The organism is Malaciobacter mytili LMG 24559, from assembly GCF_003346775.1.
Lineage (GTDB): Bacteria > Campylobacterota > Campylobacteria > Campylobacterales > Arcobacteraceae > Malaciobacter > Malaciobacter mytili.
Genome location: NZ_CP031219.1, coordinates 2241988 through 2256449, shown reverse-complemented (window position 1 = coordinate 2256449; position 14462 = coordinate 2241988). Strand labels below are relative to the sequence as shown.

General features: G+C 27.9%; 18 protein-coding genes. All 18 read left to right on the top strand.

Going from position 1 to position 14462, the window contains the following annotated elements; translation table 11 throughout:
- Window positions 1-63 precede the first annotated feature (63 nt).
- The 18 genes from AMYT_RS11085 (at window position 64) to flgC (ending at window position 14462) form a co-directional block, all read left to right on the top strand.
- Complete coding sequence (locus tag AMYT_RS11085) at window positions 64-351, top strand: FliM/FliN family flagellar motor switch protein (RefSeq protein ID WP_114842592.1); 288 nt, start codon at window positions 64-66, stop codon at window positions 349-351.
- 9 nt (window positions 352-360) lie between these two features.
- The gene (locus AMYT_RS11080; protein WP_114842591.1) at window positions 361-1107 is read left to right on the top strand and encodes a flagellar hook assembly protein FlgD; all 747 of its coding nucleotides are present in this window, start codon (window positions 361-363) and stop codon (window positions 1105-1107) included.
- A 9-nt stretch (window positions 1108-1116) separates the two neighbouring features.
- Window positions 1117-2574: a flagellar hook-basal body complex protein gene (locus AMYT_RS11075; protein WP_114842590.1), complete on the top strand. Its 1458-nt coding sequence runs from the start codon at window positions 1117-1119 to the stop codon at window positions 2572-2574.
- 95 nt (window positions 2575-2669) lie between these two features.
- The gene (locus AMYT_RS11070; RefSeq protein ID WP_114842589.1) at window positions 2670-5012 is read left to right on the top strand and encodes a flagellar hook-basal body complex protein; all 2343 of its coding nucleotides are present in this window, start codon (window positions 2670-2672) and stop codon (window positions 5010-5012) included.
- 50 nt (window positions 5013-5062) lie between these two features.
- Window positions 5063-5392 (top strand): hypothetical protein, encoded by a 330-nt coding sequence (locus tag AMYT_RS11065; protein WP_228197862.1) that lies wholly within the window; start codon window positions 5063-5065, stop codon window positions 5390-5392.
- A gap of 9 nt (window positions 5393-5401) precedes the next feature.
- Complete coding sequence (locus AMYT_RS11060; RefSeq protein WP_228197861.1) at window positions 5402-7399, top strand: tetratricopeptide repeat protein; 1998 nt, start codon at window positions 5402-5404, stop codon at window positions 7397-7399.
- A 65-nt stretch (window positions 7400-7464) separates the two neighbouring features.
- Complete coding sequence (locus AMYT_RS11055; protein WP_114842588.1) at window positions 7465-7776, top strand: flagellin; 312 nt, start codon at window positions 7465-7467, stop codon at window positions 7774-7776.
- A 22-nt stretch (window positions 7777-7798) separates the two neighbouring features.
- Window positions 7799-8698: a FliM/FliN family flagellar motor switch protein gene (locus AMYT_RS11050; protein ID WP_114842587.1), complete on the top strand. Its 900-nt coding sequence runs from the start codon at window positions 7799-7801 to the stop codon at window positions 8696-8698.
- Complete coding sequence (locus tag AMYT_RS11045; RefSeq protein ID WP_114842586.1) at window positions 8699-9454, top strand: motility protein A; 756 nt, start codon at window positions 8699-8701, stop codon at window positions 9452-9454.
- A 9-nt stretch (window positions 9455-9463) separates the two neighbouring features.
- A complete protein-coding gene (locus AMYT_RS11040) occupies window positions 9464-10246 on the top strand; it encodes a flagellar motor protein MotB (protein WP_114842585.1) in 783 nt (260 codons plus the stop codon).
- On the top strand, window positions 10243-10542 hold the full coding sequence (locus tag AMYT_RS11035) for a hypothetical protein (protein ID WP_228197860.1): 300 nt from the start codon (window positions 10243-10245) through the stop codon (window positions 10540-10542). Before AMYT_RS11040 ends, AMYT_RS11035 begins: the two co-directional genes overlap by 4 nt.
- A 2-nt stretch (window positions 10543-10544) precedes the next feature.
- Entirely contained in the window at window positions 10545-10922 is a 378-nt protein-coding gene (locus tag AMYT_RS11030; protein ID WP_114842584.1) for a hypothetical protein, read from the top strand.
- On the top strand, window positions 10909-11307 hold the full coding sequence (locus tag AMYT_RS11025) for a hypothetical protein (RefSeq protein ID WP_114842583.1): 399 nt from the start codon (window positions 10909-10911) through the stop codon (window positions 11305-11307). The genes AMYT_RS11030 and AMYT_RS11025 overlap by 14 nt, the downstream gene beginning before the upstream one ends.
- A complete protein-coding gene (gene flhF / locus AMYT_RS11020) occupies window positions 11304-12455 on the top strand; it encodes a flagellar biosynthesis protein FlhF (protein ID WP_114842582.1) in 1152 nt (383 codons plus the stop codon). Before AMYT_RS11025 ends, flhF begins: the two co-directional genes overlap by 4 nt.
- 2 nt (window positions 12456-12457) lie before the next feature.
- Complete coding sequence (locus AMYT_RS11015; RefSeq protein WP_114842581.1) at window positions 12458-13273, top strand: AAA family ATPase; 816 nt, start codon at window positions 12458-12460, stop codon at window positions 13271-13273.
- Window positions 13274-13350: 77 nt separating this feature from the next.
- Window positions 13351-13674: a hypothetical protein gene (locus AMYT_RS11010; protein ID WP_114842580.1), complete on the top strand. Its 324-nt coding sequence runs from the start codon at window positions 13351-13353 to the stop codon at window positions 13672-13674.
- 11 nt (window positions 13675-13685) lie between these two features.
- Window positions 13686-13988: a flagellar hook-basal body complex protein FliE gene (fliE, locus tag AMYT_RS11005; RefSeq protein WP_114842579.1), complete on the top strand. Its 303-nt coding sequence runs from the start codon at window positions 13686-13688 to the stop codon at window positions 13986-13988.
- A 12-nt stretch (window positions 13989-14000) separates the two neighbouring features.
- Window positions 14001-14462: a flagellar basal body rod protein FlgC gene (gene flgC, locus AMYT_RS11000; RefSeq protein WP_114842578.1), complete on the top strand. Its 462-nt coding sequence runs from the start codon at window positions 14001-14003 to the stop codon at window positions 14460-14462.

The window sequence follows — 14462 nt, the reverse complement described above, 5'->3', positions numbered from 1 at the left end:
CTTACTTAACCCAATATCTAAAACTTTGTGTTATAATATATCAAAACAATAAAAAGAATGGCTATGGAAATTAGTGAAAGGGACTATGATTTATTAGTTGATACGGAGATTGTTGTTGATGTAATCTTAGGTTCAACTAGTATTACGATTAAAGAATTCTTAGATCTTAGTGAGGGTGATATTTTATCTTTAGATAAACTAGCTGGTGCTGGTGGAGATATTTATGTTAACTCTAGAATCATAGGAACAGGCGATATTATAGTAATCGATGAAAAATTAGCAGTTCGAGTTCAGGATGCTATGGATTCAGATAATGTTGTTAGATACTTCTTTGAAGAAAACTTATTATAGGAGTTTATTATGTATGCAGGAAGTTACACAGGTAGTTATACTGATGCGCAATATAATCAGATAAAAAATAGAGATGATAATGGATATACAACTAGAGAAGTAGATACTAAATCTGCTACTGATGCAAATGGAAATAGTTATACTACTTCTGTTAGTAATGACCAATTAACAAATAGTGATTTTTTAAATTTGATGATTCAAGAGTTAAAATTACAAGATCCAACTAAGCCTATGGATTCACAAAGAATGATGGATACACAGCTTCAAATGTCTACAATAGAGACAAATATGGCTATGGCTAAGTCTATGGATAAATTAGTTTCAACTTTTAATCAAACATCTTTATCAAATGCTGCAAATATTATTGGTAAAAATATTGAAGATATTAATACTGATGAAAATGGTGTTGCAAAAGCTTATAAAGTTCTTTCTGTTGAAACAATAGATGACCAACTAGTTGTAAAAGCTAGGCAAATTATGTATATGGAAGATGTTGTAAAAGATGCTGATGGTAATAGATTATTGTATGATCAAAATGGATTTATTTATAATACTGATGGGGAAAAAACAGGACAAAAAATTGTTCTAAAAAATCCTGGAGAAATTGCAACTGATGCTGAGGGGAAACCTGTTATCTTAGATGAAAACAATGAAACAGTAACTGATCATACTTATACATATGAAGGTTTAACAACAGCTGTTTTTGCAAGTGAAATTTCTACAATTCCATTTGAAAACATTACTAAAATTTTCTAAGGATTTATTATGATTACTGGATTATGGAATGGAATCTCTGGTTTAGGTGCATTTGAAAAAGCTTTAAGTGCTGAATCAAATAATGTTGCCAATGTTAATACAATTGGACATAAATCAGATGATGTTACATTTCAAGATTTAATGTATCAAGCAGGATATGGAAAAGGTGTAAATATTCAAACTGTAGAAAAAGATTTTTCTCAAGGAAATTTAAAACTTACTGGAAATAGTTATGATGTGGCTATTGATGGAAGAGGTTTTTTTCTAGTTAGAGAATTAAGCACTAATCAGGTTTTTTATACAAGAGCTGGTAACTTTAAGATGGGTTCTGATGGTACTTTACAAAGTATTGATGGAATGAAGGTTCAAGGTCTTCAAAGTATGGATTCAACTATTATTGCCACTGATCCAAATGATACACAATTTAACTCTACATATAATCAATTTATTGCAAGTAGAACAATTTCAAATAATGATTTTATTCAAACAATAAATGCAAGAGCAACTGATTTTACAAAAACTGCAGAAGCTAGTGGAATTTCTGGGCAAGGTTATAAATCAGCATCTTCAAAAATAAATGATATACAAGCTTTAATTACTAACTATAAAGATAAACTTGAATTATATAGTTCAGATCCAAATGCAACTTCAGTTGATTCTGTTTCTGCTGTAACTCAAGTTCCTTTTAATAACTTTGTAGGTGATTTAGATGATGAAAATGATTTATTACAAATTACTATAAATAATATTACTGTAAAACAAAAGTTTGATACAGATGCCCAAACAACAATGAATAAATTTGCAGATAAAATTAGTGAAATCCAAGGGGTTACTGCAACAGTTGATGCAAATGGTTTATTAACTATTAATTCTTTGGTTCCAGGAAAGGATTTAAAAGTTACTTATCCTTCTTTAAATGACCAAGCACCAGCTGTAAATGAAATTGTAACTCCAGTTGTTGGAAGTGGTATAGGACTTGTAACAAGTGCAAGAGAAGCTTTAAAAAATGCCCTTGAAAATGCAGGGGCTAAACTACTTGATATGACTACAAATTTAGATTTAACAGCAAGAGCAAGTTTAGTAACAACTGATTTACAATTAAAACTTGATAAGTTAAATATTTCAGATAATGGTTTAGGAAATATTTCAATAGAAAATGGACAAATTTTTGCAAAAGATGGAGATAATAAATTTATTATTGGTGCAATTTCTACTGCATATTTTAATGATGAACTTAGTTTAAATCCTGAAGGAAATAATCTATTTTCTAAAACAACTTTATCAGGAGATGCTATTGATGCTAGTAAAGCAAATAAACTTCAAGGAAAAACTTTAGAGCTAAGTAACTCAAATTTTGGTACAAACCTTACAAATTTAATGGTTTATCAAAGAGCTTTTGAAGCAAGTTCAAAAGCAGTTACAACTTCAGATGAGTTTTTAAAAACAGCAATTCAGTTAAAACAATAGTTTTAACTGAATGTTTAGAGCTTAGTACTTTTTTAAGTATTAAGCTTTGAACATTTAAACTTTAAATGTTTAAGATTTATAAAAAAGGATAAATCATGATTGGAGCACTTTGGACAGGTATTTCAGGGCTATCGTCGCAACAAACGGCATTAGATAATGAATCTAATAATATAGCTAACGTAAATACAATTGGATATAAAAGCTCAAGGATCTCTTTTGCAGATCAAATGTATCAAGATAGAATTGGTAAAGGTTCTAAAATCTTAGATGCAGAAAAACTTTATGTTCAAGGTAACCTTAAATTAACTGGTGTTAATTACGATATGGCTCTAAGTGGAGATGGTTTCTTTACTGTAAAAAATAGTAGACAAAGTGGAACATCTGAAACATTTTATACAAGAGCAGGAAACTTTAGAATGGGTGACAATGGAACTCTTCAAGATTCTGCTGGAAATGAGGTTCAAGGTTGGGCAATGAGACCAATTGATCCTGATTCAGATGTAATTTCTACTAATCCAAATGCAACTTTATTTTCTGATGATTATTCAGAATTATTAGGTTCAAGAATTATTAGACATGATACATATGTAGAAACTGTTACAGCAAAATCAACAGATTATGAAACTACAGCAAAAGGAGATGCAGTTGATGCTTTCTCTGGAACTGGACTTAAAAATAAAGCTGCAAAATTAAATGATATTGAAGAGTTAAAAAAAGAGTATATTAGAAGATTACAAGATCTTAAAAATACTCCAGATGGACCTTCTTCAACATCAATTTCACAAAAATCTCAAGTAAGATTTGAGGGAGATACATTTAAAGGTGAAGGAGATCAAATCTCTATTACTATTAATGGTACAAAAATTCCTCAAAACTTCTTAAGTACAAATGCAACCGATGCTTTAATTACTTCATTAGTAAATTTTGCTGTTGATACAGGTAGTGCATCAGTTGGAGGGTCAGGAACAACAACTGTAACAACTTCAATTGTAGTTGCAAATAATACAAGATACTCTATGACTATTGATGGAGTTGAAGTTCACTATGACTCAGATACAGATGCAACAATGCAAGAGATTTTAGATGGATTAGAAAATGCAATTAGTACAAATGCTACTATTAGTGGTAGTGCTAATCCTGTAACTGGTATTACTAAAGATGCTGTAGGTGGAACAATTCAATTAACATTTGGTTCAAATGCAACTGTAACAGAAGCTACATATGCAAGTAATGTAACTGAAGATTATGATTTAGTTGCTAGTAAAATTGCAACATATAAAGCTTTAGCAGATAAAATCTCTTCTACTGTTCCTGGAATGGTAGCTTATAATATTATTGACCCAGTTACTGCAACAGCAGTTGATCAAGGTAAATTTGAAGAAAAAGATATTTTCTTTGCAACAACAAATCCTTTAGAAGTATATAAAGGTATGATTGAAATTAAATCACTTATTCCTGGGCAAGATTTTATTATTAATACAGTTGAAGAGATGAGTTCAAGTACAACTGTTAATGGTGAAGTAAATGATACTTTAAGTAGAACAAAAGCACAATCAGGAACAGGTGTTGGTGCTTTAGAAAGTATTAGAGATGCACTATCAAGAGCAATTACAGGAAATCAAAGAAATGTATATGCTCCTGCTGATTTAGCAGCACTTGCTTCAGGAATTGATCATACTTTAGATTTTTCTATTTATGATCCAACATTAAAGAAAAATATTGAATTTACAATGAATTTAGCTGGAACAAGTGGTGGGGTTGATATTACTTCAGTTGATGAATTGGTAGCTGCTATTCAAGCTGGTGGAAACCCTGCTGATACAACAAAACAAGTTCAATTTAATAACTATTTTACTGTTGAAAATGTAAATGGAAATTTAGTAATCTCTACTAAAGACTCTAAATATGATTTAGAATTTAGTACAACTTTAACTGATATTACAAATAATATAGTTAAAGATAAAAATGGAGACTATAGTGGTAGAAAAGGTGCAGGTGCTGAGTTCTTAGAAATTACAAATACTATTGAACAAACAGCAACTCAAAGTTCATTACAATTAAAGCTTGATGCACTAAATATTTCAAACTCTCCTTTTGGTGAATTTAATATTGACCAAACTGGACTTATTACTATGAAGCAAGGTGGAGTTGATTTTGCAATTGGTCAAGTATCTATTGCTTTATTTAATAACCAAAGAGGATTATTACCTTCTGGGGATAACTTACTTGCAAAAACAAATGAGTCTGGTGACCCTATTTATAATATTAACAATAATAAAACAGCTAAAATTGAAGGAAAAACATTAGAGTTAAGTACTGCTGACTTATCTGAGTCTTTAGTTAATTTAATGGTATTCCAAAGGGCATTTGAAGCAAATGCTAAATCAATTACAACATCTGATGAATTGTTAAATACTCTTATAAACTTAAAACGATAAAATAATAAAGTAGGAATTTTTCCTACTTTATTTTAATACAGAGGATAAACTTGGAAAATTTTTTATTACTAATTTTAGCAGGTGTATTACTTTTATACTTTTTCTCTAGTATGAGTGTTTATAAATCTTTATATAGAAAAGTAAATGAAGAGAAAAATATTATGGAAGAAGAGTACAAAAAATTAGAAAATATTATTGAAAGATATGAAAAGCAGTTAAAGATTAGTACATCTACATTAAAGAATAATCAAGATAATTTACAAGTTGCAAGAAATGATTTACAAAAAGCAAAGCTTGAAAATGCAGAACTTAGGCATAAAATTGATATTTTAGAGCAAAGAACTGAAGAGTTATATGCCCAAGTAAATACAATGGTTTAAGGTAATATTTTGAGAAGATTTTATTTATATTTTTTCTTTATACCCTTTTTCTTTACCTCTTTATATGCACAAAAAGATTTAATTGAATCTCAACCAGAAATTATTTTCAATTATGATAAATTAAAAGAGGAACAAGATAATTTTACTTTACAGTTTGATTTTAATAAAGCTGTACTTATGATGGAAAAAAAAGAGTATAAAAAAGCAATAGAAATCTTTAAACAAACTGCAACTATTATAAAAATCCCTTCATTTTTAAATATTGCAATTGCTTATTATAAATTAGAAGAGTTTGATAATGCTAAATTGTATTTAAATAATATCTATGAATATAAGAAAGCAATTTTTACTGATACTTATTCTTATATGTCTGCTTGCTATTATTTATATCAAATTAGTAAAGATACTCAATATTTAGATATTATTATTGATATTTCTAAAAAACATAAAAATTTAACAGAACATTCAAAAAGAATGCTTGCTGATACTTTAATCATTTTAAAAGATTATGAAAAAGCTTTAGAAGTATTAAATAATATGAAATTTCCTTTGGATTTAAAAAAAGCTATTTTATATTTAAAACTTAGAAATTATGAAAAAGCACAAGAATTTTTAATTAAAGCAAAAGAAAAAACTTTTAATCAAAATATGATAGATAAGATATTATGGATTATGGTTTATAGAGATTTAAAAGCAAATGATTTAGAAAAATTAGTAGAAAATCTTGATTTAATAAATAAAAGAAAAAGTAATTTTAAAGCAAATTTAGAATTACCTTTACAAATATTTTTTAATAAAGATAAATATACATCAAAAGATTATTTGGATTTTATTACAAATTTTACAGTAAAAAGAGAGATAGATTATCTATTCTATTTTGCACCTTTTGTTTTTTCTGATAGTCAAGAGATTATTTATGATATTTCTAAAGGATTTATCTTTAAAAGTAAACAAAATATTCAAAGCTTAGAAAAAATGGTTGAATATAATGCTAAATTTATTGAAATTATTAAAGAAGACCCAATTATAAGAGTTAAGAAGTTAAAAGAGTTAATTACTCCTAAAACAAAATCATATGTATATTATAACTTAGCTTTATCATATGCTCAAATTTTTGATTTTAACAATGCTTATAACTATTTTGAAAAAGCATATAAATTAAATCCAGGGAATAAACTATATGCTGTTATGACCTTAATTGCAGCTAAAAGAATTGATAAGAAAGTTTCAGATTTTGAGTATATTGATACAAATATAAAATCTGAACATGGTTTATATAAATATTTTGGATTATCTTTATATAAAGCTGTTTTAAATAATCAATTTAATGTAAAAGTAGATCCTTTATATTATAAAGATACAATTTTTTATAAAGCTTTAGACTATTTATCTTTAAAAAAAGAAAATAAAGATACTTTAGCACATCCACTTTTTGAAGAGTATTATAAAGATCCTTTTGTATATTTAATTAAACTAGTAAAAAGAGATAAAAAACAAAATGATTTTGAATATTTTTCAAAACTTCAAGATAGTGTACCTTTATTTATAAATGATAACTTTTTAGAAGGACCTTTAGTTGTAACTAGATATTACTTAGATATTTTAAAAGCTATGGGTTTATTTTATAAAGCTAATTTAAATATAGAAAATAAACAAACACCATCATATTTAAGAACAAGAGCCTTAAAACAGTTATATCTTGGCAATGCAGATGAAACAATTAAAATCTTAAATGACCTTCAAAAAGAGTATGGTTTAGAAGATAGATATACAATGTATATGCAAGTTGCTGCACTTTTAGATCAAGAAAAATATAATGAAGCTTCAATTCAGATCTCATTAATTAAAGCGATTTTAAATGATCATGATGCAGATTTTTTAACAGGTGTTCAATTAATTCAAGAGCTAAAATTATCTAGTGCTAAACAATATTTTAAATCAAAATATTTAGATAGTATGATAGATTTTAGATTGCTTAATATAGATGAGTTTTTAGAATCTTTATAAATCAGTTAAAAATTTATTTATTTTTTGATATAATCAATGCAGATACTATTTTATAGGAGCGTTCTATGGAATTAGGAAGAATTGCAGAAATTGATAATGCAAAGATGAACCAAATTGAAAAAGCTCAGAAAGTTTCTGAAGTTAATACAAAAGAAAAAATTGTACCAGATGAAAAGTATAAAAATGCACAATCTTCAAATCAAATTTCAGATAAAAATGAAGTGATTTTAGATAATGTTAGATTTGGATATAACAAAAATTCGCAAGATTTCTTTGTAAAAGTTACAAGGGGTGAAGCTGAATATAAGTATCCAACTGAAGATATGATGAGAGTAAAAGCTCAGTTACTTCAAGAGTTAGAATCAAAACTAAAATAGACAAAATAAAAGGTTAGTTTAATTGGCATCAGATTTATCAAATATTTTAAAAGATGAGTTATGTAATACTCTAGAACAACTATTATCAAAAAATGCTTCAATTGATTCTATTTCTGAATTTGATACTTCTTCTTTAGAATCAAGTCAATGTATTGAAGTTGATGTAAAATTTGATTTTAGTGCAGGAAGTTCAACTTGTTCTTTTTTTATTCCTACTATTTCAGCAACAAAATTTGAATATTTTATGTTAGGTGGAATGGGAGATTTAAAAGAACATATTGATGATGAGATTGCTGATGCAGTTAATGAAATAATCTCAAATATTTGTGGAAGTTTTGCAACTTCAGTAAATGCACAAAATTTTCCAGATGTGGGAACTTTAAAATTTGAGATATTAAATGCATCTATTGTTGAATCTTCAACAATAAGTTCAAAAAGTAATATTTTTGAACTAAATTTACTTATGGATAATGAAAAATTACCAATTATTATAAGTTTTGATAATTTGATTTTACCATTTGTTAGTTCTATAACAGGAACAAAAGTTGATGATATACCTTTAACTCCTGATGTTCCCGCTGTTTCATCTTCAAATACAAATGAAGCAATAAGAAGTGATGAATTAAGCATAAGTTCTTTACTTTCTGAAAATTCAGCACATAATTTACAGCTATTATTTAATATAAAATTGAAGTTAAGTGTAAGATTAGGTACAAAAAACTTTTTACTAAAAGATATTCTTAGATGGGATATTGGTGAAATTATTGAGTTAGACCAAATGGTAAATGAGCCACTTGAGATTTTAGTTAATGGAATTAAAATTGGAGAGGGTGAAGCCGTAATTGTTGAAGGAAAATTTGGTTTAAAAGTAAAAAGTATAGGAAATGAGTCTTTAAGACTGAATCAATTAGGATTAAAATAGATGGATAAGAGTACATTAGGTGGATTAGTTGCAGGTTGGGCATTTGTTTCTCTTGCTATTATATTAGGTGGTGCAGGTTTTGGTGTATATGTTGATGTGCCTTCAATTATTATTGTATTTGGTGGTACTTTAGCTGTTACAGCAGGGCAATTTGAAATTTCAGAATTAAAAAGAATTACTCCTGCAATTAAAGTAGCTTTTAATGAAGTTAAATCTGAACCTTTACCTGAATTGGTAGAAAAAATAGTTTTTTATGCAACAGAAGTTAAAAAACATGGGGTTATGCATATTGAACAAAAAGTTTTAGAAGAGACAAATCCTTTCTTAAAAGAAGCCTTTCAACTTATAGTCGATGGAACTAAACCAGATGTACTTGAACCTTTATTAGAGACTAAATTAGAGCATATTGATAAAAGACATAGCGTAATGATCTCTATATTTGGAAATATTGGTGGAACAGCTGGAGCTATGGGGATGATTGGTACATTAGTTGGACTAGTTGCCATGCTAGCAAACCTTTCTGACCCTGCTGCTGTTGGACCTGCAATGGCCGTTGCTTTATTAACTACAATGTATGGGGCCCTTTTAGGTACTTTATTTGCAGGTATTATTGAAAATAAATTATCAAGAAAACATAGTCTTGAAATAACAGCGTGTGAGGTTATTATCGCTGGTGCTTCTATGATTGCAGCAGAAGAATCAATTGGTAATATAAAAATGAAACTAAATGCAATCTTAGTTGAATTACCAGAATAGAAAGAAAATATGGCTAAAAATAAATGTCCTGAATGCCCAAAATGTTTACCAGGTTGGCTAGTACAATTTGGTGACTTAATGTCATTACTTTTAACATTTTTTATTTTATTACTATCTATGGCTGTAATGGATAAAAAGAAAGTTGAAGAGTATTTTGATATTATGAGAAAAGCTATGGGCTTTTTGGATAAAACAGCAGATGTTAGAGAACAAACAGATGAACACTCTAATAATAAAAGTAATAGTGATAGTGATGATAATATGACGGCTGCTGAAGAGGGTGTAGAAGAGGCTTCTAATGAAATTAAAGAAATTGTAGAGATGGCCAATGATACAGCTGCTGATCAATCTCAGGTTATGCAAATAACAAAAGGTAAAAATGAGTTTGTTTTAGATATTCCTTCAACTATTATGTTTAAACCAGGAGAATATAAAATTGATAATCCTGCTTCTAAGAGATTTATTGCTAAAATAGCAAGAGTAATAAGAACAATGCCTCAAACTTTCTCTATAGAAATAATAGGCTATACTGATAATGGGGCTTTTAAAAGTGATAAAATTCCAAGAGATGATTGGGATTTATCAGCTTTAAGAGCAATAGAAGTGGTAAAAGAGTTAATTAAAAATAGAATTGACCCAGCGCAATTAAAAGTTTCTGCTTTTGCTTCTTATCATCCAAAAAGTGAAGTTGCTTCTGATAATAGAAGAGTTGAAATGCGATTCTTTTCAGAAAATATTCAATCAGATATTTTAAATGAAGAAAATTTCTTTGATAGGTTGGAAGAAAAATGATAGAATTAAGTGCACCCCTAGTACAATATAATCAATATGACGATAATAAATTTAAAAATATTGATGTTAAAAAATTAGAAGAAGAAAATCTTAAAAAAGTATGTGATGATTTTGAATCATTTTTTGCACAGCAACTTATGGATATCTCTTTAAAAAATACTAGTGTTGCAGGTGAGGGGACAGGTTCTGATATTATAAAAGGTATGTATACTGAAGCTGTTTCTAAAAATACACAAGGTACTTTGGGTATTAGTCAGCTTTTATATCAATTCTTAAGTGAAAATAATAGGTCGTAGATATGATAAATGAATTAGTAAATAAAATGTTATCTCTTACTTTAAAAATGCAAGAATCAATACTCCTAGATATAGAAGATATTAAGCAAGCAAAACATGAAAACTTGCTTGAAAGAAATGATGAAAAAGAAGAGATGATTAATGAAATAGCTAAATTAAAATCTCAACTAAATGAACAATTAATTCTTGCTATGAAAAATGGTGAAGATGTAAATAAATATAGAGATGAAGTTGATAATTTAGAAAGTGAACTAAAAAAACTATATGGTTTAAATTCAGAACTTGCTGCAATAGTTTTACCTGTTCAGCAAATGTATAAAGATATTGTAGATGAATTAACAGAAAAAAATGGTGGAGTTCTATTTGATGTTAAGGCTTAGTCTTTTTACATTTTTAGTTTTTTTATCAAGCTCTTATGCAGCAACTGATGTTTTAGTTGCAAAAAATGTTATTCATTATAAAGCTAAAATAGAGGTAAAAGATTTAATGTTACAGAAAGTTGATTCTGTAAAAAGTACTTGTACTCCTCTTAAACTTTCTGATATTGATGGAAAAGTTTTTCAAGCTTTACATTATATTGCTAGAGGTTCAATTATTTGCACAAAAGATGTTAGCATTTTTGAAAAGAAATCTGTTGTTTTTAGTTTTGGCTCAATAGAAATTGAAAAAAATGGTGAAATTATTTTTCAAAATGAAGAGTATATAAGAATTAAAAGAAATGATGGGAAAATTGAAAAAATATATAAAGATGGAAGAATAGAATGAATATGCTTTCCTTTTTAGGTGAAACACCTACAATTGCTTTAAGAAAGGCACAAGAAGAGTGTGGTGAAGATGCAATTGTAATTTCTACAAAAAAAATTTCTAGTGCAAAAGATGGAAATAAAGATATGTATGAAGTGGTTGTTGCACTAGAGGATGAAACACAGGTAAAAAAATCAGTTTATACAAAAAAAATAGTTTCAAAAGACCCTAAAAAAGATGAGAAATTTCAAGCTTCAGTTTATGATTTTAGGGCTGAGATTTTAAAAATGCAAGATGCAATAGGTCAAGTTCAAAAATCACTATGGGACCCAAAAAGTCAGCTTTATGATTTAACAATTCCTCCTGAATTTGTAGATATGTATAATCTTTTTGAACAAAATGAATTTGATCAAGAAATGACTTATACAATTATGAAAAAGACAATTAAACAATTGCCTGTTTCTTTAAAAGTAAATCCTAAAAAAGTAAATGATTTTTTCAAATTAATTTTAAGAAGAATTATTCCAATAAAGCATGAAATTCCATTAAGAAAACATCAAAGAAAAATTACCATGATGGTAGGGCCTACTGGAGTTGGGAAAACAACAACAATTGCAAAATTGGCTGCAAGATATGCTTATAAATTAGGACAAAATTATAAAGTTGGAATTGTTACACTGGATTCTTTTAGAGTTGGTGCTATTGAGCAATTACAAGCTTATACAAATATTATGAGACTTCCTTTGGAAATTGTAAAAAATCCTGAAGATTTAATAGAAGCTTTATTAAGATTAAAAGATTGTAATTATATTTTTATTGATACTGCTGGGTCATCTCAATATGATGTGGATAAAATTGAACTTATAAATGAGTATCAAAATAGAGTTGATGAATTACCTATTGAAAAAATTTTAGTTTTACCTGCAAATGTGAAGCAAAGTGATTTATTAGAAGTATATACAAATTATTCAAGATTAAATATTGATTATTTAACTTTTACTAAACTTGATGAAACAAGAAGTTTTGGTAATTTAATTTCCTTTGCACATAAAACAAAAAAATCAATTACTTATTTTTCAGTTGGTCAAAATGTTCCTGATGATTTAATTGTTTCTGATGCTTCTTTTTTAATTGATTGTTTTATGAACAACTCTTGTCCAAGGAGATAAGAGTGTTTAATACAATCTCAAATCAAGCTAGTAAGCTTATTAATTTAACAAGAAGAAATAAGCAACTTTCAAAAACAAAACTTATTACAATTACTTCTGGAAAAGGTGGAGTTGGTAAATCCACTTTTACTGGAAATATAGCTTATTTACTCTCTTCAAGAGGTTTTAAAGTAGCTGTAATAGATGCAGATATTGGTTTAGCAAATATGCAAGTTTTATTTGATATTAAACCAAAATTTACTTTATTTGATTATATAGAAGGTAAAATTACAATAGAAGAAGCCCTTTTGCAAACTTCTTATAAAAATCTTTTTTTAGTAGCTGGAAAAAGTGGATACCAATATGCAAATCACTCTAATTCTTTTGTCTTTGCAAGAATAGTAGAAGATGTAATAAACTTAAATGAATTTGATATAGTTCTTATTGATACTGGGGCTGGATTAAATGAATATGTAAAAGAGTTTTTAGCAATTTCTAATAATATTTTAGCAATAACTACAACAGACCCAAGTGCCTTAACAGACCTATATGCCCTTATGAAAATGTTGTCCAAAGATAAAGAAGAGCTTATGTTGTGCTTTAATCATACAAGAAATCATCAAATTGGAGATACAATTTCAAATTCTTTAATAAATTTGGCTAAAAAAAATAGATTAAATGACAATTTTATGGTAAAATATATAGGTAATGTATCAACTTCTGCAAATATTTCAACGACTGGCCGGTTAAGAAAGTTATTTAGTCATGAGTTCAAAAATGATGACTCAACGAGACAACTACAAGCAATAATTGATACCTTACTAAAAAATATTAAATAGAAGGTAGTCTAGGGTGTCTGTATCTTACAGAATAGGTGTACTAAATATTATTATTGTTTTATTAGCGGGATTATCTAATGATTATTGAAAAGTTCTCGCAAAACGTAATTAATACGGGAATCTTTAGATTATATATAGCTACTGGATTCTTTGCTACACTTATATTTTTTGTAATTAATGCAGACTTATTTACTCCTTTGGAAATGATTTTTGGAATAGTTGGTGTAACTGTTGTTTTAAAAGGTGTATCCAATATGATGCTATCTTTGATAATATTACTTTTTAATTTAGAAAACAAACGTTCAGAGTTGGATTTTAAATATAATGCAGAAAAGATTGATGCAATGTTAGCTGAGTTAAGTATAAAAGATGCAGCAGCAGCTGGTGAGAAAAAAGAGTAAAGGATTTATAAATGAATATTTCATCAATTAAAGACTCGATAAGTTCTTTAGGAATATCTTCAAACAATAATCTTGATGTAAAAAATCAAGGTCAAGGATCTTTTTCAAATATGTTAAAAGATGCTATTGGTGAAGTAAATCAAGCACAAGTTGAAGGGTATAATGCAATGGAAGGAATTGCAACTGGTAAAGTTGCAAATTTACAAGAAGCAGTTCAAAGAATTGAAGAAGCTGAACTTTCTTTAAAACTTGCATTGGAAGTAAAAAATAAAGCAATTGCAGCTTATAAAGAAGTTGCTAGAATTCAAGCATAATAAGGAGTAGTTATGGGGTTTTTTGATGGATACAATGTAGCAACTTCTGGTATGAGTGCTCAAAGAACTAGAATTAATGTAGTAAGTGCAAATATTGCAAATGCTCAAACTACTCATACAGCTGAGGGTGGGCCTTATAAAAAACAAAATGTTGTATTTGAAGATGTACTTTTAAATACTGGAAAAAAAGTTAATAGTAATGATATTGAACAAACAAATAGTAAAGATTCAAATTATGAATTAAGAGGTGTTGCTGTAAAATCTGTAATTCAATCTGATGCTAAACCAGTTATGAGATATGAGCCTGCTCATCCTGATGCAAATGAGGAAGGATATGTGGCATATCCAGATATTAATCCTGTAACTGAAATGGTTAATCTTATTGAAGCAACAAGATCTTATGAAGCAAATATCGCAGCATTTAATACTCATAAAAGTATTGATACAAAAACGCTGGAGATTTTAAAGGCTTAA

What these genes read in the sequence shown, in the direction of transcription:
- flgC (WP_114842578.1), top strand. Translation starts at nt 14,001, where the DNA reads ATGGGGTTTTTTGATGGATACAATGTAGCAACTTCTGGTATGAGTGCT.
- fliE (WP_114842579.1), top strand. Translation starts at nt 13,686, where the DNA reads ATGAATATTTCATCAATTAAAGACTCGATAAGTTCTTTAGGAATATCT.
- AMYT_RS11080 (WP_114842591.1), top strand. Translation starts at nt 361, where the DNA reads ATGTATGCAGGAAGTTACACAGGTAGTTATACTGATGCGCAATATAAT.
- AMYT_RS11010 (WP_114842580.1), top strand. Translation starts at nt 13,351, where the DNA reads ATGATTATTGAAAAGTTCTCGCAAAACGTAATTAATACGGGAATCTTT.
- flhF (WP_114842582.1), top strand. Translation starts at nt 11,304, where the DNA reads ATGAATATGCTTTCCTTTTTAGGTGAAACACCTACAATTGCTTTAAGA.
- AMYT_RS11070 (WP_114842589.1), top strand. Translation starts at nt 2,670, where the DNA reads ATGATTGGAGCACTTTGGACAGGTATTTCAGGGCTATCGTCGCAACAA.
- AMYT_RS11075 (WP_114842590.1), top strand. Translation starts at nt 1,117, where the DNA reads ATGATTACTGGATTATGGAATGGAATCTCTGGTTTAGGTGCATTTGAA.
- AMYT_RS11025 (WP_114842583.1), top strand. Translation starts at nt 10,909, where the DNA reads ATGTTAAGGCTTAGTCTTTTTACATTTTTAGTTTTTTTATCAAGCTCT.
- AMYT_RS11085 (WP_114842592.1), top strand. Translation starts at nt 64, where the DNA reads ATGGAAATTAGTGAAAGGGACTATGATTTATTAGTTGATACGGAGATT.
- AMYT_RS11055 (WP_114842588.1), top strand. Translation starts at nt 7,465, where the DNA reads ATGGAATTAGGAAGAATTGCAGAAATTGATAATGCAAAGATGAACCAA.
- AMYT_RS11045 (WP_114842586.1), top strand. Translation starts at nt 8,699, where the DNA reads ATGGATAAGAGTACATTAGGTGGATTAGTTGCAGGTTGGGCATTTGTT.
- AMYT_RS11040 (WP_114842585.1), top strand. Translation starts at nt 9,464, where the DNA reads ATGGCTAAAAATAAATGTCCTGAATGCCCAAAATGTTTACCAGGTTGG.
- AMYT_RS11035 (WP_228197860.1), top strand. Translation starts at nt 10,243, where the DNA reads ATGATAGAATTAAGTGCACCCCTAGTACAATATAATCAATATGACGAT.
- AMYT_RS11030 (WP_114842584.1), top strand. Translation starts at nt 10,545, where the DNA reads ATGATAAATGAATTAGTAAATAAAATGTTATCTCTTACTTTAAAAATG.